Here is a 22498-nt window from a genome sequence, read left to right as displayed (position 1 = left end):
ACCTCATGTCATGATGTTTTCGTCTCGTTTTTTATTTGTTCTCTTTTCTTCTGAAAGAATCATCCGAAAATAGCTTTCTTGGTTCCTCATAAAAAAGCCCGCCGTTCTAGAGCGGCGGGCCATCAAATTTTCTACTGCAGAAAGACGCGAATCGTTGAACCAGATTCTACTTTCGCCCCTGCCATTGGTGATTGCTGAACAACTTTGCTGCCTTTTCCTTCTACTTCCAGCTTAAAGTCATAAAGCTGCAGGGATAGCTCCTTTTGCGAAAGTCCTTTTAAATCAGGCACTTCAACAATCTGCGGGTCATTCCATTGTACTTCCTTTTCGATCTGCTGTTTACGAGGTTTCACGTTCATTACTTGCAGGCTGTCTTCCATGACCTTTCCGACAATCGGCGCTGCGACCGTACCTCCAAATTGCACGGTGCCTTTTGGGTTATCTACTGCTACGTAAATCACTAGCTGAGGATCATCCGCAGGAGCTACACCAATAAACGATACGATGTGGTTATTCTCTAAATAACGGCCTCCTTGAGCCTTCTGGGCGGTTCCTGTTTTTCCGCCTACACGGTATCCATCAACGAAAGCGTTTCGACCTGTTCCTTGAGCGACTACGCTCTCAAGCGCCCCGCGGATTTCCTTCGATGTTTCCTCGGAAATGACTCTCCTCTTAGCGACGGGCGTCTTCCTCTCTACCACCTCTCCAGTAGACGAGTCAATAAGCTCCTTCGCTACATAAGGCTGATAAAGAATCCCTCCGTTAACAGCTGCCGACACAGCGGCAACCTGTTGAATCGGCGTGACGGCCACACCTTGTCCAAAAGCTGTGGTGGCCAGCTCAACGGGGCCTACCCTGTCCATAGCAAACAAGATTCCTCTGCCTTCCCCTTGCAAATCAATACCAGTTTTCTGACCGAAGCCAAAATTGCGGATATACTTAAATAGCGTTTCTTTTCCAAGACGCTGACCAAGCTCTACAAACCCTGGGTTGCAGGAATTCTCCACTACCTCTAAGAAGGACTGATGTCCATGCCCTCCCGCTTTCCAGCAGCGCAGCCTGGCCCCATCTACTTCTACAGCTCCTGGGTCATGGAAATGTTCTTTATGAAGGTCAACCTTGTTTTCCTCTAATGCAGCAGCAAGCGTGATAATTTTAAAGGTGGAACCTGGTTCAAAGGTGCTCCAAATCGGCAAATTCCGGTTATATACCTCAGGCGATACATCCTGGAACTTCTCAGGGTTGAAGGAAGGACGGCTTGCCATCGCTAAAACTTCTCCATTGTTCGGGTTCATAGCAATCGCGATGGCCCCATCAGGATTGTATTTGGCATCCGCAATATCAAGCTCTCTTTCTACGATGGTCTGAATTTTCGAATCAATGGTCAACTTTAAATCCAATCCATCCTGCGGAGGCGTGTAGCCGTCCGGCATTTGCGGCATACGCTGCCCTTTGGCATCAGAGAAAAACCTCATAGCCCCCTGCTCGCCGCTCAGTTCTTCATCATAATAGGCCTCAAGTCCCATTAGCCCCTGATTATCAATTCCAGCAAAGCCTAAAACATGTGCCAGGCTTTTGCCAAATGGATAATGGCGTTTCGAGTCCTCTGCAATATATACTCCTTTTATGCCAAGAGACCGCACTTCTTCAGCTTTCTCAAATGAAATCTTTCTTCCCTCGGGGTGAATCCGTTCAATCGACTGCTTTTTTGTTACATGTCTGTACGCTTTTTCCTCTGACATATTCAGCACAGCCGACAGCTGTTCAGCTGCTTCCTCAGGGTTCTCAATTTGACGGGGAACTACATAAACTGTCGGTGCACTTTTATTCTCTGCCAAGGCTTCTCCGTTTCGATCAATAATTTTTCCTCTCTCCGCTTCGAAAGGAATGTTACGGCTCCATAAATCCTTTGCTTTATCGGTTAAATCATCTCCAAGCGCAAATTGAACATAAGCTAAACGAAGACCGATCACAAAAAATATAAAAAGACCGGCAAATAATACGAAGATGAGCCGCTTTCTCGCTGTAACGGCAGAAACTCTCTTCAAGCCTGTCCCCTCCCTTCACTCTCCTTCAATATATGAGACGGGAGAAGAAATATGATTGGGGATTCGACACAAAAAAAAGAACAAGGTGCCTGCTAGGCATCTTGTTCTTCCTGGCTCTCTCGCTCTTCAGAAGTCTCTTCGGACTGCTCATCCTCCTCTGATGTTTCTTCTTGTTCCTCAGCTGATTGCCCTTCCCCTGGCTGCTCCTCTTCTGTCTGGTCATCATTTCTCAGTACTCTTTCTTTTTGCTGCACCAGCTTAACAATCAGCTTCTGGCCTTCTTTGACCTTGCGTCCTTGCTCAATGTTTTGATTAACTACATATCCTTCTCCGCTGTAGCTAAGCTTTAAGCCCATCAAATCAGCAGCTTTGATTGTATCACGCAGAGACCAGCCTTCCATGTCAGGCATAGTCATCTCTCCATCTGTCTTTAGAAGAACTTTCTCTCCTTCTAAGAGAGCAGTATCAGGTTTAGGCAACTGTTCACTTATCTCTTTGCCGTCTCCCAGTACCACCGGGATGACGCCATTCTTCTCAAGCGCTTCAACCGTTTTCTCTACCTTTTCACCTTCGTAGTCCTCAAGGCTTACCGTCTCCATGGTTGGCATTTCTTCTTGCTGGACGTTCAGATATTGAAGGCTGTTTCGCATAACTGAATTGAATATTTTAGAAACAGGAGCCGAACCAGCCTCTCCTTCAAGCTGGGGCTTGGCGACAGCCGTATAAACAATCAATTCAGGATTATCAGCAGGCGCCATACCTAGAAAGGAGTAAATATAGTTACCGCTGCCCTGTAAATACCCCCCATTGGGGTCAGGCATCTGGGCAGTGCCCGTTTTCCCTAATACTTCATACCCCTGAATCTGGTAGATTTGACCTGTGCCAACATCTGAGGAAGTAACAGTCTCTAATATTTCACGTGCCTTTTCAGCTGTTTCCTTCGAAATCGGCTCTCCTACTTGTTCAGGCTTTTGATCAATAATCGCTTCGTTCGTCTTGTCGTCTACTACCTTATCAACTATAAATGGACGCATCATCTTTCCATCATTGGCTATGGCTGTTGCTGCCTGCACCATTTGCAGCGCCGTTACCGTTGTTCCCTGTCCAAATGAAGAGGTAACCTGTTCCACAGGCCAATTGTACAAGATTTGTCCTTTTGCTTCATTTGGCAGTTCAATCCCCGTTTTCTGGCCAAATCGAAAATCCTTTAAATATTGCTTGAATACATCCGGTCCCATTTTATCTAATAGATTGGCCATTGCTACATTGGATGAGCGCTGAACCCCTTCCAAATAGGTGATCCTTCCCCAGCCTTCTCCATTGTTATGATCACGGATCACCGTATCACCAATCTTATATGTGCCGGATTCAAATGTCTCGTCTGGATCAAATACGCCTTCTTCAATAGCAGAAGCAATGGTAAAGATCTTCATAGTTGATCCCGGCTCAAATGAGTATTCTACAAGGTCATTTTGCCAGTTCTCTCCTAAACCTACACGCGTGTCCGGGTGAAAGGAGGGACGCTGTCCCATAGCAAGAATCTTACCTGTTTTCGCATCTGCAACAATTGCAAATGCCTTCTCTGGATTATACTGCTTGTCTACTTCATTCAAAGCATCTTCTAGGAATGTTTGAATCTTGGAATCAATGGTTAGATAAATGTGGTCCCCATTATCCGGGTCCTGGACCATCTGTTGCTTGTCTTCTAGCAAATATCCCCACAAGTCACTCTTGTACTGAACCTTTCCGTTCTCACCTCTCAAGTAATCCTCGTATACTTTTTCAATCCCCATTCGACCGACTGTCTTCTTCACAATGCTGTCGCCTTTCTTCTCTTCAAGCTCCTGGGTAAATCCGATCAAGTGAGAGGCGAACTTGCCATTTGGATAGAAGCGCTTAGAGTCCCTCATAAAAATAATGCCGGGCAGATTTTCTTCCTCGATCTGGTTCTTTACTTTACTCGATAAATCCCTTCCGTACCTTCCGAATTCAACCTGGAAGACTCCTTCCTTGCGCAGCTGCTTCTCAATATCTTCCTTTTCCATATCAATATATTTAGAAAGAACTTCAGCTGTTTTCTCCGGATCAACAACATGCTGCGGATTATCCGGGTCTGTCGTCATTTCCGGATCTAAGATCGCCGCAATCGTGAAAGAGGTCGCATCCTCTGCTATAACTGAACCATTGCGATCATAAATGGTTCCTCTTTTTGCCTCCAGTGTATCCGTTCTCAAATACTTTTGAAGCGCTTCATTTTTCAATGAATGTCCATCGGCCTTTCCTGTTATTTGAATAAAGGAAAAACGAGCAAATAAGACAAAAAAGAGCAGCGCGAATATAATAAATAATACCGCTGCCCCTCTTTTCATATTTAATTTGTTCTCTTTCATTCCGGCTGCACAACCTTAATGTTCCGCTCGCTTAGCTCCAAGCCCAGCTCTCTTGCACGTTCCCCGATTTTCTCGTATGTACTTTCTTCGCTGACTTGTACCTCGAGGTCATGATTGATTTTACTCTGTTCCTGAATCTGTGCTTCTACGTCCTGAATATCTTTGCTTACCTCATATAAAGCTGCTTGTGTTGAAATGATCTTTGCTCCCATAAAGCAAATCGTCAAGGCGAACAATAAAAAGAGAATCTTCTCCCCCGGAGTAAACAGACGCTTCTGAATGAGCTGTTTCTTTCTCTTCGGTTCTGCTTTAACCTCTTGGTTTATTGTCTGCTTCTTTGCTAGATTGTCCATCTTATCCCCCCTCTTTATTTATCACCGTTTCTCTGCAATGCGCAGCTTAGCAGAACGGGCCCTGTTATTGTTCTCCAATTCCTCCTCTGAAGGTAAGATTGGCTTTCTTGTAATCAGCTTCAATTCTGGTTCATATTCTTTTGGAATAACTGGCAAACCTGGCGGCAAATCCGGCGGCTGGCTTGCTTCTTTGAAAATTGTCTTGCAAATACGGTCTTCTAATGAGTGAAAGGTAATAACACTAATTCTTCCCTGTGGCTTTAACAAGCTAATAGAAGATTTAAGTGACTCCTCAAATACACGCAGCTCATCATTTACTGCAATGCGAATAGCTTGGAAGATCCGTTTAGCGGGGTGTCCGCCTTTCCTGCGGGCTGGGGCTGGAATGCCTTCCTTTATTAGCTCTACCAGCTCTGCGGTTGTTTCAATCGGCTTCGTCTCACGAGCCGCTTCGATTTTGCGGGCAATTTGTTTAGAGAATTTTTCTTCCCCATATTGGAAGAAAATCCTCACTAAAGCCTCGTATGACCAGTGGTTTACTACATCATAAGCACTCACGTCACCTGTTACATCCATCCTCATATCCAGCGGTGCATCATGGTGATAGCTAAACCCTCGTTCAGGCGTATCCAGCTGAGGCGAAGAAACACCCAGGTCATATAATACACCATCCACTTTCTCTACTCCTAGATGTGCAAGCTCTTCTTTAATATGCTTAAAATTACTTTTGATCAGCGTGACACGGTCGCCAAACCGCTCTAACTTTTTCTCCGCATGGCGAAGCGCTGTCTCATCCTGGTCAAATGCATATAGCTTTCCTTTTTCGCCAAGCAGGCTCAATAAGTATTCGCTATGGCCCGCCCCACCTAGTGTACAATCAACGTATACACCATCTGGACGAACATTTAAGCCTTCTACCGTTTCTTTTAATAGCACAGTTGTATGCTCAAAGCTCATTCTTGATCAGTCCATTCACATCTTAAATGTCAAAATCAACCATCTTCTCCGCAATTTCAGAGAAGGATTCTTCTGATTGCTCAAAGTACTCTTCCCAGATAGGCTTGCTCCAAATCTCTATACGATTAGAAACCCCAAGAATAACACATTCTTTCCCTAAACGGGCGTACTCGGAGAGCGTGGAAGGAATATTTACTCTGCCCTGCTTATCTAGTTCACAATCATTCGCTCCTGAAAAAAAGAAGCGCATAAAAGCGCGGGCATCCTTTTTTGTAAGAGGTAAAGCCTTTAGCTTTTCTTCAAGTAACTGCCACTCCTTAAGCGGGTAGCCAAACAAGCACCGGTCTATTCCTCGCGTGAGTACAAATGTTTCGCCTAGCTGTTCACGGAGCTTTGCTGGTATGATCAAACGGCCTTTCGCATCAATTGAATGATGAAATTCACCTTTGAACATACCTTTCCCCCACTTTCCTACCTAACTGTACCACATTCCCCCACTTAACTCCACTATTTTTGATTTCTCCTAAACTCTATTATTCCCTGCTCGAATAAGAAATATTTCATCGTTTTCTTTCGGGGTTTTCCCTTAGAAAACCGTGCTTTTCTACATGCCTGTTTAAAAAAGGAAGAAACCCGGGAAAAAGTTCGTCATTCCCATACATTTATTGAAGAAATCGACAGGACTAATGTGAAAAATGGAGGATTTTTCTATAAACTCAAAAAAGCATACAGCTGCCGTCATAGCAGCTGTATGCTCTATAGTTTGACTACGTGGTGCTGTCCGTTAAATGGATAATCGATATCCATCAAGCTTGAAACGAGATTTGTCCCATATTTATTTAAATACTCGTAGACATTTCGCATACGTTCCTGCGGAGCATTCTCAGGACGCAGCGCATTTTGCAGCCGGCTGTATTTTCTCAAAACTGCTGCATGCTTTTCTCCGATGATTTCATCTGTTTTTCGAGCGAGGAATTGGAGCTGTTCCAAATGGAAGTTCCGGTTTTTCAGCACAATCGGAATCGCTCCCTTATGAAACTGATGAGCGTACTGCTCAATCTCTTCATACTGCGTCATAAGCGACTGCTGTACACGCTCAATCATTTCATGAAAATGATCGTCCTTTACAGAATTCCAGAACTCTTCCTTCTCAGCAGCAACTCCTTTGTAGAGCACAGAATCAAGAGGAATGCCAAGATCCTGGAGATCTCTTTCAATATTTCTTTCAAGCAGTGTGACATTTAAACGGGCAGCAATTGGCGGCATATCCATCCCCATTCGCTCAAAAGCATACTTAAGTTCTGCCCAATAAGCAATTTCACCAGGTCCAGCGATGAATGCCAGCGTCGGGAACAGCCACTCTTGCATAAGCGGACGGGTCACTACATTATTGCTGAATCTTTCCGGCGCTTCCTCTAATAAATCAAGGAGCTCTGCCCTGCTATACCTTATGCCTGCTGATTTTGATAAAAACGCATCCGTTTCACGGTCATAATCTAAAAGCACCCGGTTGCCCTGTTCATAAACAAACAAGTTGGCAGCCGAGTCTGCCAGATCTATTGTGCGTTGGAAGTCAAAGCCCGCCAGCTCCCGTTGAGCCTTCAGCACATCCTCTGTAATGTCAGGTGCTTCTTCAATCAGCTGCTTAAAAAAAGGTTGTTCGAGCTTCCGCAGGGTTGGATAAGCAGCATCAATCAATAGTAAGCCATATTTATTAAACAGGGAATGAATCAAACGGGCGAAAAACTCTGTCATCGTTTTTGCTCGTTCTGCTTCTTTCAGTACAGATCTCAGCAGATCATTCGTATGCTCCGTTTCCCCAAATGCTGTAAACACCTTATGTATCCAGCTTGCCATTTGCTTTTGATCATACTCAATATCTGAGACCATCTTCTTTTCAAGAATACGTTCCGGATACGCCGCTTTCTTCATCGCCGATTCGCTCTCTATGTAAACATGGTTAACTTCTTGAAAATCATGGTCCTCACCGGCAATCCAAAACACCGGCACTACCGGGATATTTAATTCTTTCTCCTTCCTTTCAGCAAGCTGAACGATGGAAATAATTTTGTAAATAGTATAAAGAGGCCCAGTTAAAAGCCCAGCCTGCTGTCCGCCTATTACGACCGCTGAACGCTCATCTTTCAGCTTTTCGATAGAAGCAGATACCTCCTTCGAATAAGGGAACGGCTCCATATACTCCTCAATACATGCAGCTAACGCTTCCCTTTTATAAGTGCGTCCCTGTAAATCAACCGCTCTTTTCTTATATGCTTGTTCATCAGATAAATGATAATGAAAGAAGTCCGTTACAGGCGGCTTCTGCTCTAAATAAAGAGAAGCAAACCGGTTGATTGCAGGAAGAGAAATTGATTCCAGCTCCATAAGTGTCTTCCTTTCTACGTGCATTTTACTTGTTTGAGTATATCATCTAACGCTAAAGAGAAACAATGTTCTGCTTCATTCCTCTTGCTCTAGCCCCTTAATCATCTGATACAAGGCAGTTGTGATAGGGACCGCTTTATTCCCTTCCTTTGCTTTTAAAAGCATGTAGCCAAGTATCGCATCTACTTCTGTTGGGTGCCCAAGCTCAATATCTTTGCGCATAGACGAGTGATTAGAGGCGGTCGTTCGGCAAACAGCTTCAACCTCCTCCCATAGATCCTCACCCGCTTTTTCTCTAAATACAGACATGAACTCTTCATATACAGAGACGGCCAGCCGGCGGTAGTAAGAGTTTTCTATAAGCTCTCCATTTGTTATTTTTAAAACGGCTGTCAATGGATTAATCACCGTATTAACTGCCAATTTTCTTAAAAGCATACTCTCATAATCTTCCTTCCAGTGCATGGGAAATTCCTTCTCCATTCTCTGAACAAGGTGAGCAAGCAGCTGGCAATCCCCCCGACATACAGCTATATTCGTCTTTCCTTTTCCTCGAATCTCAACTTTTGCAGGTCCCCGCCTTACTGCACCATGCCCTACGGAAGCTGCAAACAAATGACTGTGCGGCAAACGATTAGCCTCTTCTAAATGGCCCATGCCGTTTTGAAGGAAAACAATCGCTGTCTCAGTATTTATTTTATTCAAAAGCGGAAGGATATTCTTCATTTCATACTGCTTGACTGCTACAAATAGACAGTCTAATGAAACGTAGGCAAGCTCTTCTTTTGTCTTGGCATCCACGCTATATATACTTTCTTTGTCTCCTTCTTGAAGCACAAGCCCTTGCTCATTTATCCTTTTTGCCTGCTCTTTTGTTCTAGTAAACAGAGTGACTGGATACTGTCTTGTTAAGTAGGCAGCAAATAATAAGCCAATAGCTCCGCCGCCCAGCACGCCAACCTTCACGTTTTCCACCTCTTCTACACATAATTAGTCAGTCCTATATAAAACTACTAAATCTGAAAGCGTTATCAATCTAATTATTTATTTCTGCACGCAACTATTATATAATAAGTGTAGCAGGTTCATGATTTGTCATATAACATTATTTTTTATACAGGCAGAGGGGGATCATTAATATGGCTTTATCAGTTGAAAATCTCAAAATAAACTTCAAAACACTGGAAGAATTTAAAAGCTTTAAAGAGTACGGGCTAGAGGAACTTTCAATGCTGGAGGAATTTCAAATTAATATGGTAGAAGACAATGCTTCTTCTCCTTTTTACGGTATATACTATGGAGACAGACTGGCTGCCCGGATGTGCCTCTATGTGAAGAAGGATACCGACCGCTTGCTTCCAACAGACAGTGGGGAATATATAGAAATTTGGAAGCTTGAAGTGCTGCCCCATTACCAGCATAAAGGTTTCGGCTTAAAGCTTGTCGAATTTGCCAAGACGTTTAATTTACCTATTCTAACAAAACCAAGGGTAAAATCTCATACATTCTGGGAGAAAATGGAGTTTAATCCTCTTTCAGAAACCAGCTCCCGCCTGTTGTGGACACCGCCAGCCACTCATAAAAAAATCAGCTAACTACTAAAAATACAGAGCCTATCCTGCAGCACTATACAGGATAGGCCTTTTTATATCACCTATGTATGATTGGTCAGGAATTTTTGTCTAAAAAAGCATCTACCGCCTGATGATGTTCTTCCTGGGCCCATAGCTGTGCACAGGTCCTGACTTCTTGAAGAATACGTCCATGCAAGTCTGTCTCCTGCCATTTCCGAACTTGAATCTCTTTATAAGCAGATAGAACACCACTGTACATAGAAAGTTCCTTTTCTAAAAATTGCTCCACCTCTATCACAGAGGCTTTCTCCACCACTTTGTTTATCCATCCGATGTGGTCCAGCTGCTCTGCTCTGTACACGGATGCTTCCGTCAGCAGCTTTAAAGCATGAGAGGCGTTCGTTCGCTCGAGCAACAGTGTTCCTCCTCCCCAGCCTGTCGTGATAGCTAAACCTCCTTGAATAAACCCAAGCTTCGCACCGATCCTAGCAATCCGATAATCACAGGCAGCAGCAATTTCACATCCTCCGCCTACCGCTGTACCATTAATTAAAGCAACTGTCGGTTTCGGCAGTACAGCTAAACTGTAAAGAATTTCAGCCATTTTGGAGAGCATGCCGTACGCTTGCTCTTCTGTGCGCAATTCATGAAAAACCGATAAATCGCCGCCGGAACAAAAGGCTTGCTCTCCCTCACCTGTAATAACGAGGGCTCGGACATCTTCTCCTTTTGCCTGCTCAATCGCTTTCTTTAATCCTTCCATTACCTCGAAGTTGACCGCATTCCTCTTTGCTGCCCGTGTAATTGTGAATACTAGCAGGCCCCTCGCCTGACGTATAATTGAATAATCCATATGATCTCCTCCCACTTATATTGTATCTTGTGCGAGTGAGGAGCTTCAACAGGATTTTACTTTCTTCAGCATGAAAAAAACACGAAGAGCCATGGTCTCTTCGTGTTTTTTTCGACAGGATTAAGAGCGGGCAAATAGATTATTTGCTTACTACTTCTTTTCCTTTATATGTTCCGCACTCTTTGCATACTCGGTGAGCTAGTTTCATTTCACCGCAATTTGGGCATGCCACCATTCCAGGTACTTCTAACTTGAAATGCGTACGGCGCTTGTTCTTTTTAGTTGTAGATGTTCTTCTAAAAGGTACTGCCATTATTTCCACCTCCTTAAAAGAGAATGTAACTATATGAAGCCAGAAATAGCTGGTACTTCTCATTGTTTATTGTTCATCTGATTTAAAAAAGTCGGCCAATCCAGCAAGTCTCGGGTCTACTTTTGCCTCTTCTTCAGTATCAGACTCAGCATCCTTATAATCCCAGCCCTTGCCTGAAGAAAGTACATGTTCATCGGCCTCTTCACTGATCACTTGCATAGGCACGGCCAGTAGAATCTCTTCCTCAAGAACCGGCTGTAAATCAATGACATCGCCTTGTACTAGATGAACGCTTTCACTTTCTTGATACTCCTCAGCCAGAGAAGCTTTCAGTAGATACGTTTCCGTTAAAGAGAAGTTAAAAGGATAATCGACGTCCACCAATGTACGGGAACAAGGCAAAACCATTTGTCCTTCCACATTCAGATGGAATGTAACTTTATTCGTGCCGATATCCGCTCTTCCTTCTATATGAACGGGCGCTAATTTTCTAATATCCGTATCACGGCTTGTCAAATGGCTCATATCTACCATTTCATCGATTTCTAAGCCCTTGTCACGGAATTTCTGTAGTTGAATAACTGACCATTTCATTATTTATCACCTCAAGGCAACAAAAGTAATTATAGCTTTCACAAAAACGTTTGTCAATATATTTTCTTGACAATACTGGGAGACAAAAAGAGTAAAGCCAGTCTTCTACTTCCTGATATATAAGCGAAGAAGTTGACAAGCTCCCTGCCTTTCATAAAAATAAGGTTACGTACTATTTATTAACTATAACAAAGGAACGTTACAATGAAAACAGTTGGTATTATCGTTGAATATAACCCCTTTCATAACGGTCATCTATATCATGCTCGTCAAGCCCGCCAAGCTGCAAAGGCTGATCTTGTCATCGCCGTCATGAGCGGACACTTTCTGCAGAGGGGAGAGCCTGCGATTGTGAACAAATGGGCCCGGGCGCGTATGGCTTTGGAAAACGGAGTGGACCTTGTCGTTGAGCTGCCGTACGCCTTCTCTGTCCAGAAAGCAGAGTATTTTTCAAAAGGAGCTGTCTCTATTCTTCACGAGCTGTCGTGCAATTCCTTTTGTTTCGGAAGTGAGAATGGCCGGATCGGAGATTTCCTCCTTTCAGCCGAACAGGTAGAGGCTTCATCTCACCTTTTGAATCCGCTCATTCGAAAGCATATGAGTAAAGGAGTCAGCTTTCCAAAAGCTCAAACGCTTGCCCGTGAAGAATTATTTGAAGATACCTTGCCGTTGGACTTGTCTCAGCCAAACAACATATTAGGCTTCCATTATGTTCAGGCCAACCGGACACTCGAAACACCTATGGAGCCGCTCACCATTAAGCGGCAGCAGGCTGGTTTTCACGAAGAGGCATTAAGCGACCAGCCTATTGCGAGCGCTACAGGTATCCGAAAGGCCATCCATGAACGTAAAGGGCTAAAGGCAGTCGAGCAGTATGTCCCGCCCTCTGTATTTAAGGAATTAACTCGTTACTATAACTATTATGGTCAGCTTCATTCATGGGAATTATACTGGCCGCTCTTAAAGTACCGTCTTCTATCAAGCTCCCCTTCCGAGCTGGCATGCTTGTATGAAGTAACCGAAGGAATTGAATACCGTTTGCAGCAAGCAGCTCGCTCTGCTTCAAGCTTCACGGATTTTATGCAAGCCGTGAAAACTAAACGGTATACTTGGACCCGTATCCAGCGCATGCTTGTCCATATTCTTCTAAACGTGCCAAAAGAAGAAATGAATGAAGCATTGGAAAGCGCCCGCTACATCCGTTTACTCGGCATGAACGGAAAAGGACGGCAATATTTAAATGAGATAAAGAAGAATCTTTCTCTCCCCTTAATCACCAAAGCTGCCGCCTACAAAAAAGAACTGGCTCTGGATATAAAAGCAACAGAGGTGTACGCTTTAGGTCTTGAACCTTACTCTTCTCATTCCCTCGTTTTAAGTGAATATAACGAACCGCCCGTTATCCTGACCTAAATAAATATAGGAAACGGCTAAACACGGTACAGCGCGTGTTCAGCCGTTTTCCTTATTCAGAAAGAAGATAATCCAGCGCCTCTTTAAAAGTATGAACTGGAACCACCTTCATTTCTGTACGAAGGGCTTTAGCTGCTTCTACTGCCTCCTCATAGTTCGATTGAATACCCGGCAGCTTCTTGCGCATCTCAGGAGAAATTTCATCAGCTGGTGCAAGAAATACCTCTGCTCCCGCCTTATGAGCAGCGACTACTTTTTGTGCAATGCCGCCGATACGTCCTACGTTTCCCTCGGCGTCAATCGTTCCTGTTCCGGCAACCTTTCTCCCTTTTGCTATGTCTTCCTCAACAAGTTGATTATAGATCTCCAAACTGAACATCAGTCCAGCAGAAGGCCCGCCAATCGCATCTGCTTTGAGCTTCACTTCCGGACGGCTCACCAGCTCCTTGTGATCGGCAAGACTAATACCAAGCCCGGGCTTTCCAGCATTATTAGCAAAAGACTTCAGCTGAATGGCTTTTTCTCGCTCCTTGCCCTCCCTCACAAAAGAAACGGTGATTTTCTCTCCTGCTTTCCGGGACTGTACATAATCAATAAATTGTTTAGAGGATTCAAACCTCTTGCCATCGATTGCTGTAATACGGTCACCTGCCACCAGCTTCCCATCCGCAGGCATGTTTGGAAATACATTCAGCACATAAATGCCTTGATAATGAAACGTATACGGTTTATCCGCTGCATCAAAAGCAACCGTAATAGCATCCTGCTGAGAATTATCCATTAAATATTCCTGACGAACATTATATTCTTCATTCGATTCATGCGGTCTTCTCACTTCTTCAACAGGCCGGATCTCCTCCTCGTCCCGTATGGAAGCAATAAGGTACGAAATATAATTCGCTTCCCCCATTCGAATGGTCGTCATCATTAAAGTGCCGTCATCTTTGTCTCCGCCTTCTACCTCTATCATTGGCTTCAGAGGGTGTGCATCACCTGGCTTCATTACATAGTAAGGCAAATCAATGAAAGCAGCTCCTACTAGCAGAAGTAGGAATAAGTAAGCAAAAGGCAGCCATCTACGTCTCATGGTGGTTCTCCTTCCAATGCCTGATCTTTTCTAAAATCTCTGGTATTTTCTTCTTTGCTTCTTCTTCACCTGCTAATACAATCTCTTCAATATTCGTAAAGGCTTTAGAGTTGTACTTTTCCACAGGCGGCCGAATCATGATGTCTGAAGCCATTTGCCGGTTATCAATGATTTCCAGCTGAAGAATATCAATACTTTGCATAATAACATCAAAAATCGTCTGAATTTTAGCGTCTTTTTTTACTGAAGCAACATCTACGGCGATCGTGATATCCGCTCCCATATCCTTTACAACAGAGACCGGCACCCGGTCGATAACACCGCCGTCTACGAGCAGACGGCCATTAATTTTCTCGGGTACGAAAATCCCCGGAATGGCAATACTCGCCCGAACAGCATCCGCAACTGATCCTTTAGTAAAAATGACCTTTTCCGCTTTATTTATATCGGTCGCTACGATCGCAATCGGAATATTTAAGTCTTCAATATTTTTTCTATGAGTCAAAAGCTGGATAAAATCCTTGATCTTCTTTCCAGCAATAAATCCCATTTTAGGTACAGTAAAGTCAAGAAAGTACTTCCTCTGAAACGCAGCAGCTAGTTTGTAGAACTGCTCCATGTTATGACCAGCGCCATAAATGCTGGCCACGAAAGCACCCATGCTGCTTCCGGCAATCATATCAATAGAAATACCCGCTTCTTCAAAGGCTTTTAATACCCCAACATGAGCAAATCCGCGGGCACCTCCTGATCCAAGAGCGATCCCTATTTTCGGTCGTGACAATGTGTGACCCCCCATATGTCTATTTCTCTTTAAGCTATGGTCTATTTCTTTATTGTATGAATATATTGATAAAAACTGGACAAGTTTCACTCCTCTAATAACCTCTAATAAAGAGGGTGGCTCTATCGGTATTTTACCCGAAACCAGAAACGAATCCTAGAATGAGACCTGACTTTGAAGACAAGGAGGGGCTGCAGTTGACATCTGCTCAGGCAAAAACCCTATTACTGGCATTTATCGTCACCGCTTTTGCCGGTTCATTAATTTCATTTCCTGAAATTTCTCTCGAAGCCTCTATTAGAGGATTAAACATGTGGTGGGAAATTGTTTTTCCTTCCTTGCTTCCTTTTTTCATTGTCTCTGAAATGATGATCGGTCTTGGAGTTGTCAGCTTCATCGGTTTTCTACTGGAACCGCTTATGCGGCCGCTATTTAAAGTCCCTGGAGCAGGCGGGTTCGTTTGGGCCATGGCTATGGCTTCAGGCTTTCCATCCGGGGCGAAGCTGACGGCTCGTCTGCGCCAAAGCGGGAAACTCACCCAAATTGAAGCTGAACGTCTTGTTTGCTTCACTAACTCCTCTAATCCGCTTTTCATTGTCGGAGCGGTCGCCGTAGGATTCTTTCATGATCCTCAGCTCGGTTTACTGCTGGCGGTTGCTCATTACGGAGGAAATTTGCTTGTCGGACTAACGATGCGGTTGTACCACCCGAAACAGGAAATCACCCCCGCCTCAGCGTCTTCCTTTTCACTCTCTTCCGCCTTTGCTGCTATGCATGAAGCTAGAGAGGAGGATGGCCGGCCGGTTGGAAAGCTGATGGGTGACGCAGTCATCTCCTCTATTCATACACTATTGATGATTGGCGGATTTATTATTCTCTTTTCAGTACTGAATAAGGTTTTATTTTATCTCAATGTAACTTCTGTGCTCGCTGCCGGAGCAGCCGCCGTATTATCGTTAGTTAATCTGCCTTCTGAATTAAGCGTTCCATTTATCGCCGGCGTGTTCGAAATTACTCTCGGCAGCCAGATGATCAGCCAAATTGATACTGCTGACTTGCTGCAGCAAGTCATCGTTGTAAGCTTTGTACTTGCTTTTAGCGGTTTAAGTGTTCACGCTCAAGTAGCAAGCATACTGGCTGAAACGGATATCCGTTTTCGCCCGTTTTTGACCGCCCGTTTGCTTCATGGACTCTATTCTGCAGGGCTAGCCTTTCTGCTATGGAAGCCTATTTACGAGCCTGCTTTTCATTCAGAAGATACAGAGCCAGTTATATCCCTGCCTCATGCTGCATCAAGCCTGTGGGAAAGGGTTCTTGAAAACTTGCAGCATATTGGGCCAGTCGTAACAATTAGTATGCTGATGGTCTACATAGTTATTTATGTTGCCGATAACAAACAAAAGTATAAGTCTTGAACCCCTTGAAGATAAAGGAAAGAGCCGACTCTCGAATAGAGAAGTCGGCTCTTTCCTTTTCTTATAATATGTATATATGTATAACCTACAGGACCGGCTGCTTATTTAACGTCTTCTCTTTTTGCTTGAAGCGCTTGTTCAACGACCGGCGGCACGAACCCTGTAATATCCCCATTGTATTTAGCTACTTCCTTCACGATGCTTGAACTTAAAAAGGAGTACTGGCTCTTTGTCATCATAAAGAGTGTTTCTACATCGTCATTCAATACTTTGTTCATTGAAGTAATACGCATCTCATATTCAAAGTCAGAGACAGCTCGCAAACCTCTTAAGATCACGTTCGCCTCCACTTTTCTTGCGTAGTCAACAAGCAAGCCGTTAAAGCTGTCTACTTCGACATTTGGCAAATGGTTCGTTGCTTCTCTGATTAATTCCATTCTTTCCTCTGTAGAGAAGAGCGGTGTTTTAGACGAGTTGCTCAATACCACTACATATACCTTATCAAAAATCTCTGTGCCCCGCTGAATAATATCTAAGTGTCCGTTTGTAATTGGATCAAAGCTCCCTGGGCAAACGGCAATCCTTGTCATACTAAATCCCCCTTTATTCATTTCCCCCATTTGTAAATCGAAACCCGAATCACTCCATAGGTTTCCACTCTTACTTGGCGAAGCCGGCCTATTTCTTCTTGCAGAGAATGTTCAGAACCGTGCTCACATACGATAAAGCCATCTTTAGCCAACAAATCATGTTCCTCAATAATCGCCAGCAGACGTTCTAGCTGCCTTTGCTTATAAGGTGGATCCAAGAAAATTCCGTCAAATACAAGCTCACGTTTCAGCAGGGCTTTCAAAGCCCGGTCTGCATCATTCCTGTATACCTCACTCTGTTCAGTTAACCGACAAGCTTCTAAGTTGGTTTTTACTGTTTGAACCGCTTTCATTTGGCGATCTACAAAAATAACTTTGGAGAAACCTCGGCTTAGTGCTTCAATCCCCAAGCCACCGCTTCCAGCAAACAAATCGAGCCCAAGGCCGCCTGAAAAGTAAGGACCAATCATATTGAAAATGGACTCCTTCACCTTATCGGTAGTCGGTCTCGTGTCCTTGCCCGGTACGGCTTTTAGCGGAAGCCCCTTATGTGTACCTGATATTACTCTCATATGTATCCACCATTCGCAAAAAATTTCTTTATTTATGTTACCACAAGTTATTGATTGAAATCTAGATGTTTAAGAATAGATAGGTAATTCTTTGTTATTCATGTTTAAAAGGCGCTTAATTGGTTCATACTACTAGTAACAGCGTCCACTAGGATGTTGTTGATCACGGAGAAGGCTTATATTCCCCAATGAGTTCTTTCTCCAGTTTCTCCTCTCCCTTTGCCTTCTGTCTGATTTAGACATAGAAGGTCCCTGCTGAATTTTCGGCAGGGCATTTTTTATTTCAAGATACTTATGATTCCTTTCCCCTCCCTCTCCTTGAGCTTCTGTTCCCTTGAAGGTACAATGGAATGGCTTGGAAAGGAACTTTATTTAGAAATGGAGGAGTTATTTTGATTCAGCGATTTATTGAACTTGGAGAAGGATATTCAGACTTATACGAGCTTTTAGAGATTGCTCATAATAATAAACAGCGGCTGATGCACATGCTTGCCCTGCATACTCCCTTAGAAGAGCGACCATCCACCTCCCTAGCTGTCATTCTTTCACCAACAGATCCAGGAGAATTTCAGCCGATTTACATATGCCGAGAGGGAATTCCCTACCCGCATACCGCGCCAAACAAGCGGTTTAATTTATTTAAGCAAACAGCCGAAGCGCTAGGAAAACCCTTAATCGAAATGGATGTGAAACCATCCAGCACCTTTGCCGAGCGTGAGTTATATTTCCAATATTTAATTGGCATTTTACGATTGAACCGGCTGGTAGCCTCTCTTGCTTAAAAAAGTCCTAAAAGCTAAGCTTTTAGGACTTTTTATATACCTATCTTATAATCGTATTCTTTCGCTTTATCCGGCTTTGAATTTTCAAACTCTGTTTTCAAAAACGGCTTAAAAGATGGTTCCACTTTTTTGACGAATGAAAGAGCATTCAGCTTTTCCATTACGTCCTCAATTTCCTGCTGGTCACAATAGACAACTGCATATTTCATTCGCCTGGAAACATAATGAACATTTCCATACTTTCTCAGCACCTTAGCCGGCTTTAAGTGATGCAGCCAAACAATAATAGCTTGTCGATCAGTAAACATGGTATCCCCTTCTGCTCTTTATTATAAAAAATAAAAGCGCCATTGTTCTTTATGCGGAACAACTGCAACCGCCACCGGTTCCGCAGCCACCGCCGCAGCCAGAAGCTGATGAGAAGAATGGATTGCCAGATGGCACTTTAATCCCCTCCGAAACAGAACGGCCAATCAAGACACTGATTTCATCCAGAAGTGACTGAAGCTCTTGTTCAGCAACTCGGAAGGCCGCCACGTTTTCGTCTAAATCCATCTCTCTTTTGGCTACTCTGACTTCTTTCATTACCCACTTGTAATCCGGGTGATAACGGCCAAACCGCTGTACTTCTTCGTATTGCTCCTTCAAGCGCTGAAAGCGATCAATTTTCGCTTTCGTTTGTTTATCTATATACAACAACTCATAGCACGACCGATACTTGTGAGCGATCTCAGATTGCAGGATCATTTGACCAAGCTGCTCAGCCTGCTCAATGGTTTGTATTTTTTCAAGTGTAGCTGTAAGCAAATTGCCCACCTCCGTTCCCCTATTTTAACATAATATGCTCCTGCTTTGTGAACACGCACGAGTATTTTATTTACTTCTTATGAAGGAATCGATACGTTGAACGACTTTTCATAGCCAAGAGGCTGATTATTTTGATCCAGCAATTTAATATCTACTTTGTGAGTCCCTGAAGGAAGTCCTTTTACTATAAATGCAGCAGTATGGTAGGTTTGAAAATGCTGCCCATTAATATAAACAGCGGCCTGCCCCGCCTTTTGTGAGGCTGTCCCCTTCGCCGAAAAAGAAACGCCCGGTACAACGAGCTCAACAAGCACATTGTTGCCTCTTAATAAGTGATGAACCGTCCATTCGCGCGCGCTCTCCTCTGCCTGAGCCTCCGCATGGCTGCTTGATGTAGAGGGCAGCCATGCTTCAGGTTCTGGAAAAGCTTGCTTGCATCCTGCTGTCATCATAACTGCTGCAACGATCACTAACCATCTCATAACACACACTCCTTTTTTCGTTAGTGTGTGCATGTTTCGCACTTTTTATTGAGAATTCCCGGTCGTTTCCGATGTATCAGAACCTGATGTATTCGGAGCAGGTTGTGTACTCATCATATAAAAAAGGGCAGAAGCCATTTGCATACCATCATGAAAGCGCTGGATTCGGTCTGGTATCGTTTTTTTGTAGAATTTTTGGCTGGCCAGCTCAAAAGCGGCCAACTCCTTTGGTTCTCGGCTTAGACGCCGATACCAGGAAGGCTGCTGCCGCAGATACTGGTGCCACTCTTTGTTTTGCCTGATGTAATGTAAAATTTCCCGCCTCATACATATCCTCCTTCACTTTAAAAACAAAGCTCACTTAAATCGCTTATTTTTTTCTTCCTCTTCCATTCCCGCCAGGTAAATTTGTGCCATTTCCAGCATGCCTTGTATATCGCTAATCATCTGGTTCCACTTTTTTATATTGAACGTATATAAAAGACCTTCTAGTTTTCCGATGATTTCTCCCCATGACCCGGTACTGCTCTCTGTTCCTCTCGAATGTGCTTTCTTCTCATCCGAATGCCTATGTGTCCAATACCACTCTTCAAATAGTTCCTGCAGTGTTTTTTCCTGCCTCTTGACTGCCTTCTTTAAGTCCGGATGCTTCTCCATGTAGACTTTGAACCTTTTTACCTCCGGGTGCAGCAACTGACTGTTCACTTTATCCCCCCACCCCGCAGCTTTACTACTATTACATTATGGCGAGCATAAGAAAAAGTGAAGGTGTACAGCCATTTCCTTATCTGTGGTAAGATAAAATTAATCGCTTACACTATTCAGAATAAAACGCCGTTCACACTGATCATACGATTGTCGGCTAGAAGAGGAAGGGATCAGACAAAATGACAGAGAGAATTTATTCATTACTCGAACAAACTCTAAAGCAATCAAGTCCTGAAGATTTAAAAGTACTGGAGCAGCTGCTCGAGGGTCACTTAGAAAAAGTAAAAGGAAAAGGAACATACATAGGAAGATTGTTGCAATTGGATAGGAAGATTAACGAAGAAGAGTATAGATGCGAAGTTCGCCTGCCTATTACCGGCTTATCAAGCAATTCTCTTCAAATCGTCCACGGCGGAGTAACAGCTACCGTTTTGGATTCAGCTATGGGTTCTGCTGCTTATACAGCTGTTCCAAAAGGAACACCACTCGTCACCTCTAACTTAAATATTCATTACATTGCACCTGGAAAAGGAGAAGAGCTTACAGTCAAAGCACAGGTCGTTCACAAAGGATCAAAAACAGTAGTTGTGGAAGGAGAAGTAGTAAGGGACGATGGAAAAAAAGTAGCTCATGCAACAGGCTCATTTTTCGTTTTGGAAAAGAAATAAAACCAAAGGCAGCTGCACGAGGTCGCACAGCTGCCTTTTGCTATCTTGCCACAAAATTTTGTGTATAGTATTGTCTGTATACGCCTACCCCAAGGAGGATAAACTCCTCCTCAAGCAATGCCTCACGGTGACTCTCGGAGTTCAACCAGCCTTCTACTGCCGCAGGGCCGTCGACGTAATTAGCTGCGATATTTTCCCCCGCTAGCTGGTAGGATACGCCTCCCGCCTGCAGGCGATCTCCTAAATCACCCGCCGATGGAGACTCGTGTGAAAAGTACTGTCCTTTATGCATATCCTTACTATGCTGCTTTGCTACTGTTGCTACTTCTTCCTCCCAGGTAAGGATACTTAACCCATGTTTTTGACGAATAATATTGGTAAGGTCCAAAATCTGTCTTTCGCTTCCTTTTTCAATTTCATTCCAGGCAGCGTCTGACAGCTGAGGCTCTGGTGGAAGCTCTCCTCTGTAAACCATTTCATAAGACCGCTGTTTGATTAAATAATCCTCCGTTAAGAACCGCACACTAGACAATGTGCCAGAAAATTTATCAATGTATAATTGCGCATAAATATTTCCAAGAGAAACAAGCGGCCGCATATTAAAGTCCTCTTCCGACAACTCCAGACGGTATGTGCCCGTCTTCTTCGTAATAACGACTTCCATTTTCAGATCATGATTTTGAAAAATATCAGCTACCGGCTGGTCAATTTCAAACGGGGCCACATTGACGTCTCCAGCTGCATAAGCTGTAACTACCGTATTATTTTCAACGCCAAACTGCGTATACTGGCGTTCTCCCTTATATACCCACCATTCATAGCCGTAAGCTGAAGGGTCCTTTCTATCAGGCTCGCCCATCTTCTTTGTTAATAGTGAAGCCGGCTTGCCGATATAAGCACCTGGCCCTGAAGAAGGCTGTTCAGCTGTTGAAACTTTCTCCTCCGCTTCCTTCACTTCATCCGACTGTATATCCATTTCCGAAAGGGTCGAGCTTGATGATTGATCAAGCACTCCGCTTTCTTCCTGACCTCTATTGAGATAGGTACCAACAATTAAAATAATAGACATCACAATTAAAATACGTATAACTGACCGCAGAAGACCGCCCCCTCTCTTCTCTGCTCATCCTGGCATTATACCCGAGGATTACTCACATTATAACATTATGGACAGACTGTATCATAGTTTTCAAGTACGGTCTATATGCTTCTAGACGGCAAGTAACATAAAGAGAGGATGAGAACGATTTCATACAATACATTGCAAGAAATCCAATTTTCTACTATTATAAAGGAGATATGACTGACTAAAAATATGCAGATACACAGAAAGCACTTTAGGTATTCAGGAGGGATTGTTGATGAGATTTGAAAACACAGGTTTAGAAGACAAGCGCGTCGACTTTAAACGTTTGCTTTACATCTGTGAAAAACACGGTCTAGTGCATGGAGAACAATGGGATTATCAACGTGTTACTTTTGACCGCAAATTCCAACTAAAAGAAGGTACATACTACTTACGCCTATTCGGTTATGCCGTAGAAGGTGACGTTGGTTCACACCGTGCAACCATTCAACTGATGACTCCACTATTGGGTAAACATTATTACCCACATGGAGTCGAGTATGGAGAAGAAGAAAGCTTCCCTGCCTCTTTAGTAGAAACTTGCGAAAGAATCCTAACAGACATTAAAGATGAAGTAAATGAATTCGCAGTATAACT

The 22498-nt window shown here is 43.7% G+C and carries 26 protein-coding genes; 6 read left to right on the top strand and 20 right to left on the bottom strand.

What is annotated here, in order from left to right; genetic code table 11:
* Positions 1-131 precede the first annotated feature (131 nt).
* The 7 genes from QY97_RS00720 to QY97_RS00690 all read right to left on the bottom strand — a co-directional run bounded on the left by QY97_RS00720 (position 132) and on the right by QY97_RS00690 (position 9099).
* The gene (locus QY97_RS00720; protein ID WP_039231956.1) at positions 132-2048 is read right to left on the bottom strand and encodes a stage V sporulation protein D; all 1917 of its coding nucleotides are present in this window, start codon (positions 2046-2048) and stop codon (positions 132-134) included.
* A 92-nt stretch (positions 2049-2140) separates the two neighbouring features.
* Positions 2141-4438, bottom strand: coding sequence for a penicillin-binding protein (locus QY97_RS00715; protein ID WP_082090056.1), 2298 nt, complete (start codon positions 4436-4438; stop codon positions 2141-2143).
* Positions 4435-4791 (bottom strand): cell division protein FtsL, encoded by a 357-nt coding sequence (gene ftsL, locus QY97_RS00710; RefSeq protein ID WP_039231954.1) that lies wholly within the window; start codon positions 4789-4791, stop codon positions 4435-4437. Before ftsL ends, QY97_RS00715 begins: the two co-directional genes overlap by 4 nt.
* A gap of 21 nt (positions 4792-4812) precedes the next feature.
* On the bottom strand, positions 4813-5748 hold the full coding sequence (gene rsmH, locus QY97_RS00705) for a 16S rRNA (cytosine(1402)-N(4))-methyltransferase RsmH (RefSeq protein ID WP_039231952.1): 936 nt from the start codon (positions 5746-5748) through the stop codon (positions 4813-4815).
* Positions 5749-5770: 22 nt separating this feature from the next.
* On the bottom strand, positions 5771-6202 hold the full coding sequence (mraZ, locus tag QY97_RS00700; protein WP_039231950.1) for a division/cell wall cluster transcriptional repressor MraZ: 432 nt from the start codon (positions 6200-6202) through the stop codon (positions 5771-5773).
* A gap of 302 nt (positions 6203-6504) precedes the next feature.
* Positions 6505-8133 carry a bacillithiol biosynthesis cysteine-adding enzyme BshC gene (bshC, locus tag QY97_RS00695; protein ID WP_039231947.1) on the bottom strand — a complete coding sequence of 543 codons (1629 nt, stop codon included), beginning with the start codon at positions 8131-8133 and terminating at the stop codon, positions 6505-6507.
* 75 nt (positions 8134-8208) lie between these two features.
* Positions 8209-9099: a 2-dehydropantoate 2-reductase gene (locus QY97_RS00690; RefSeq protein WP_039231945.1), complete on the bottom strand. Its 891-nt coding sequence runs from the start codon at positions 9097-9099 to the stop codon at positions 8209-8211.
* Between the two features lie 173 nt (positions 9100-9272).
* On the opposite strand from QY97_RS00690, the gene QY97_RS00685 reads away from it, so the two are divergent.
* The gene (locus tag QY97_RS00685; protein WP_039231942.1) at positions 9273-9728 is read left to right on the top strand and encodes a GNAT family N-acetyltransferase; all 456 of its coding nucleotides are present in this window, start codon (positions 9273-9275) and stop codon (positions 9726-9728) included.
* Between the two features lie 73 nt (positions 9729-9801).
* Here QY97_RS00685 and QY97_RS00680 read toward each other — a convergent pair whose 3' ends face one another.
* The 3 genes from QY97_RS00680 to QY97_RS00670 form a co-directional block, all read right to left on the bottom strand.
* Entirely contained in the window at positions 9802-10560 is a 759-nt protein-coding gene (locus QY97_RS00680) for an enoyl-CoA hydratase/isomerase family protein (protein ID WP_039231939.1), read from the bottom strand.
* 139 nt (positions 10561-10699) lie between these two features.
* The gene (gene rpmF / locus QY97_RS00675; RefSeq protein WP_039231936.1) at positions 10700-10873 is read right to left on the bottom strand and encodes a 50S ribosomal protein L32; all 174 of its coding nucleotides are present in this window, start codon (positions 10871-10873) and stop codon (positions 10700-10702) included.
* Between the two features lie 66 nt (positions 10874-10939).
* On the bottom strand, positions 10940-11467 hold the full coding sequence (locus QY97_RS00670) for a YceD family protein (protein ID WP_039231933.1): 528 nt from the start codon (positions 11465-11467) through the stop codon (positions 10940-10942).
* A 204-nt stretch (positions 11468-11671) separates the two neighbouring features.
* On the opposite strand from QY97_RS00670, the gene QY97_RS00665 reads away from it, so the two are divergent.
* Entirely contained in the window at positions 11672-12880 is a 1209-nt protein-coding gene (locus tag QY97_RS00665) for a nucleotidyltransferase (protein WP_039231930.1), read from the top strand.
* Between the two features lie 52 nt (positions 12881-12932).
* Here the strand turns inward: QY97_RS00665 and QY97_RS00660 are convergent, their stop codons facing one another.
* Positions 12933-13967 (bottom strand): SepM family pheromone-processing serine protease, encoded by a 1035-nt coding sequence (locus tag QY97_RS00660; RefSeq protein ID WP_039231926.1) that lies wholly within the window; start codon positions 13965-13967, stop codon positions 12933-12935.
* Positions 13957-14751 carry a patatin-like phospholipase family protein gene (locus QY97_RS00655; protein WP_039231924.1) on the bottom strand — a complete coding sequence of 265 codons (795 nt, stop codon included), beginning with the start codon at positions 14749-14751 and terminating at the stop codon, positions 13957-13959. The genes QY97_RS00660 and QY97_RS00655 overlap by 11 nt, the downstream gene beginning before the upstream one ends.
* 197 nt (positions 14752-14948) lie before the next feature.
* Here QY97_RS00655 and ylbJ point away from each other — a divergent pair, with 197 nt between their 5' ends.
* On the top strand, positions 14949-16166 hold the full coding sequence (ylbJ, locus tag QY97_RS00650) for a sporulation integral membrane protein YlbJ (protein ID WP_039231922.1): 1218 nt from the start codon (positions 14949-14951) through the stop codon (positions 16164-16166).
* 101 nt (positions 16167-16267) lie between these two features.
* Here ylbJ and coaD read toward each other — a convergent pair whose 3' ends face one another.
* Together coaD and rsmD are read right to left on the bottom strand one after the other, a co-directional pair.
* Positions 16268-16756 (bottom strand): pantetheine-phosphate adenylyltransferase, encoded by a 489-nt coding sequence (gene coaD / locus QY97_RS00645; RefSeq protein ID WP_039231917.1) that lies wholly within the window; start codon positions 16754-16756, stop codon positions 16268-16270.
* Positions 16757-16773: 17 nt separating this feature from the next.
* Positions 16774-17328, bottom strand: a complete 555-nt coding sequence (rsmD, locus tag QY97_RS00640; RefSeq protein ID WP_039231915.1) for a 16S rRNA (guanine(966)-N(2))-methyltransferase RsmD — start codon at positions 17326-17328, stop codon at positions 16774-16776.
* Positions 17329-17720: 392 nt separating this feature from the next.
* On the opposite strand from rsmD, the gene QY97_RS00635 reads away from it, so the two are divergent.
* Positions 17721-18110: a DUF7147 family protein gene (locus tag QY97_RS00635; RefSeq protein WP_039232221.1), complete on the top strand. Its 390-nt coding sequence runs from the start codon at positions 17721-17723 to the stop codon at positions 18108-18110.
* 32 nt (positions 18111-18142) lie between these two features.
* Here QY97_RS00635 and QY97_RS00630 read toward each other — a convergent pair whose 3' ends face one another.
* From QY97_RS00630 to ylbD, 5 genes are all read right to left on the bottom strand, one after another.
* The gene (locus QY97_RS00630; protein ID WP_039231914.1) at positions 18143-18418 is read right to left on the bottom strand and encodes a YlbG family protein; all 276 of its coding nucleotides are present in this window, start codon (positions 18416-18418) and stop codon (positions 18143-18145) included.
* A gap of 49 nt (positions 18419-18467) precedes the next feature.
* The gene (locus QY97_RS00625) at positions 18468-18917 is read right to left on the bottom strand and encodes a YlbF family regulator (RefSeq protein ID WP_039232217.1); all 450 of its coding nucleotides are present in this window, start codon (positions 18915-18917) and stop codon (positions 18468-18470) included.
* Between the two features lie 77 nt (positions 18918-18994).
* Positions 18995-19399, bottom strand: a complete 405-nt coding sequence (locus tag QY97_RS00620) for a hypothetical protein (RefSeq protein ID WP_046128530.1) — start codon at positions 19397-19399, stop codon at positions 18995-18997.
* Between the two features lie 45 nt (positions 19400-19444).
* Complete coding sequence (locus QY97_RS00615) at positions 19445-19726, bottom strand: YlbE-like family protein (RefSeq protein ID WP_046128529.1); 282 nt, start codon at positions 19724-19726, stop codon at positions 19445-19447.
* A 30-nt stretch (positions 19727-19756) separates the two neighbouring features.
* Positions 19757-20104 (bottom strand): spore coat protein YlbD, encoded by a 348-nt coding sequence (gene ylbD / locus QY97_RS19415; protein ID WP_052725829.1) that lies wholly within the window; start codon positions 20102-20104, stop codon positions 19757-19759.
* A gap of 182 nt (positions 20105-20286) precedes the next feature.
* On the opposite strand from ylbD, the gene QY97_RS00605 reads away from it, so the two are divergent.
* Complete coding sequence (locus tag QY97_RS00605; protein WP_039231911.1) at positions 20287-20775, top strand: PaaI family thioesterase; 489 nt, start codon at positions 20287-20289, stop codon at positions 20773-20775.
* Positions 20776-20815: 40 nt separating this feature from the next.
* On the opposite strand, the gene QY97_RS00600 is transcribed toward QY97_RS00605, so the two are convergent.
* Entirely contained in the window at positions 20816-21874 is a 1059-nt protein-coding gene (locus tag QY97_RS00600) for a CAP domain-containing protein (RefSeq protein ID WP_039231908.1), read from the bottom strand.
* 262 nt (positions 21875-22136) lie between these two features.
* Between QY97_RS00600 and QY97_RS00595 the strand changes: the two genes are divergently transcribed.
* Positions 22137-22496 carry a YugN family protein gene (locus QY97_RS00595; protein ID WP_039231905.1) on the top strand — a complete coding sequence of 120 codons (360 nt, stop codon included), beginning with the start codon at positions 22137-22139 and terminating at the stop codon, positions 22494-22496.
* The last annotated feature ends 2 nt before the right edge of the window (positions 22497-22498 follow it).

The sequence above is a fragment of the Bacillus thermotolerans genome (assembly GCF_000812025.2).
Lineage (GTDB): Bacteria > Bacillota > Bacilli > Bacillales > Domibacillaceae > Quasibacillus > Quasibacillus thermotolerans.
This window is presented reverse-complemented; position numbering and strand designations above follow the sequence as displayed.

Excerpts from the sequence above, each read along its gene's own strand:
- rsmD (WP_039231915.1), bottom strand. The coding sequence starts at position 17,328 with ATGAGAGTAATATCAGGTACACATAAGGGGCTTCCGCTAAAAGCCGTA.
- QY97_RS00715 (WP_082090056.1), bottom strand. The coding sequence starts at position 4,438 with ATGAAAGAGAACAAATTAAATATGAAAAGAGGGGCAGCGGTATTATTT.
- ftsL (WP_039231954.1), bottom strand. The coding sequence starts at position 4,791 with ATGGACAATCTAGCAAAGAAGCAGACAATAAACCAAGAGGTTAAAGCA.
- mraZ (WP_039231950.1), bottom strand. The coding sequence starts at position 6,202 with ATGTTCAAAGGTGAATTTCATCATTCAATTGATGCGAAAGGCCGTTTG.
- QY97_RS00680 (WP_039231939.1), bottom strand. The coding sequence starts at position 10,560 with ATGGATTATTCAATTATACGTCAGGCGAGGGGCCTGCTAGTATTCACA.
- QY97_RS00630 (WP_039231914.1), bottom strand. The coding sequence starts at position 18,418 with ATGTTTACTGATCGACAAGCTATTATTGTTTGGCTGCATCACTTAAAG.
- QY97_RS00685 (WP_039231942.1), top strand. The coding sequence starts at position 9,273 with ATGGCTTTATCAGTTGAAAATCTCAAAATAAACTTCAAAACACTGGAA.
- QY97_RS00595 (WP_039231905.1), top strand. The coding sequence starts at position 22,137 with ATGAGATTTGAAAACACAGGTTTAGAAGACAAGCGCGTCGACTTTAAA.
- QY97_RS00605 (WP_039231911.1), top strand. The coding sequence starts at position 20,287 with ATGACAGAGAGAATTTATTCATTACTCGAACAAACTCTAAAGCAATCA.
- coaD (WP_039231917.1), bottom strand. The coding sequence starts at position 16,756 with ATGACAAGGATTGCCGTTTGCCCAGGGAGCTTTGATCCAATTACAAAC.
- QY97_RS00670 (WP_039231933.1), bottom strand. The coding sequence starts at position 11,467 with ATGAAATGGTCAGTTATTCAACTACAGAAATTCCGTGACAAGGGCTTA.
- rpmF (WP_039231936.1), bottom strand. The coding sequence starts at position 10,873 with ATGGCAGTACCTTTTAGAAGAACATCTACAACTAAAAAGAACAAGCGC.
- QY97_RS00660 (WP_039231926.1), bottom strand. The coding sequence starts at position 13,967 with ATGAGACGTAGATGGCTGCCTTTTGCTTACTTATTCCTACTTCTGCTA.
- bshC (WP_039231947.1), bottom strand. The coding sequence starts at position 8,133 with ATGGAGCTGGAATCAATTTCTCTTCCTGCAATCAACCGGTTTGCTTCT.
- QY97_RS00615 (WP_046128529.1), bottom strand. The coding sequence starts at position 19,726 with ATGAGGCGGGAAATTTTACATTACATCAGGCAAAACAAAGAGTGGCAC.
- rsmH (WP_039231952.1), bottom strand. The coding sequence starts at position 5,748 with ATGAGCTTTGAGCATACAACTGTGCTATTAAAAGAAACGGTAGAAGGC.
- QY97_RS00620 (WP_046128530.1), bottom strand. The coding sequence starts at position 19,399 with ATGAGATGGTTAGTGATCGTTGCAGCAGTTATGATGACAGCAGGATGC.
- QY97_RS00665 (WP_039231930.1), top strand. The coding sequence starts at position 11,672 with ATGAAAACAGTTGGTATTATCGTTGAATATAACCCCTTTCATAACGGT.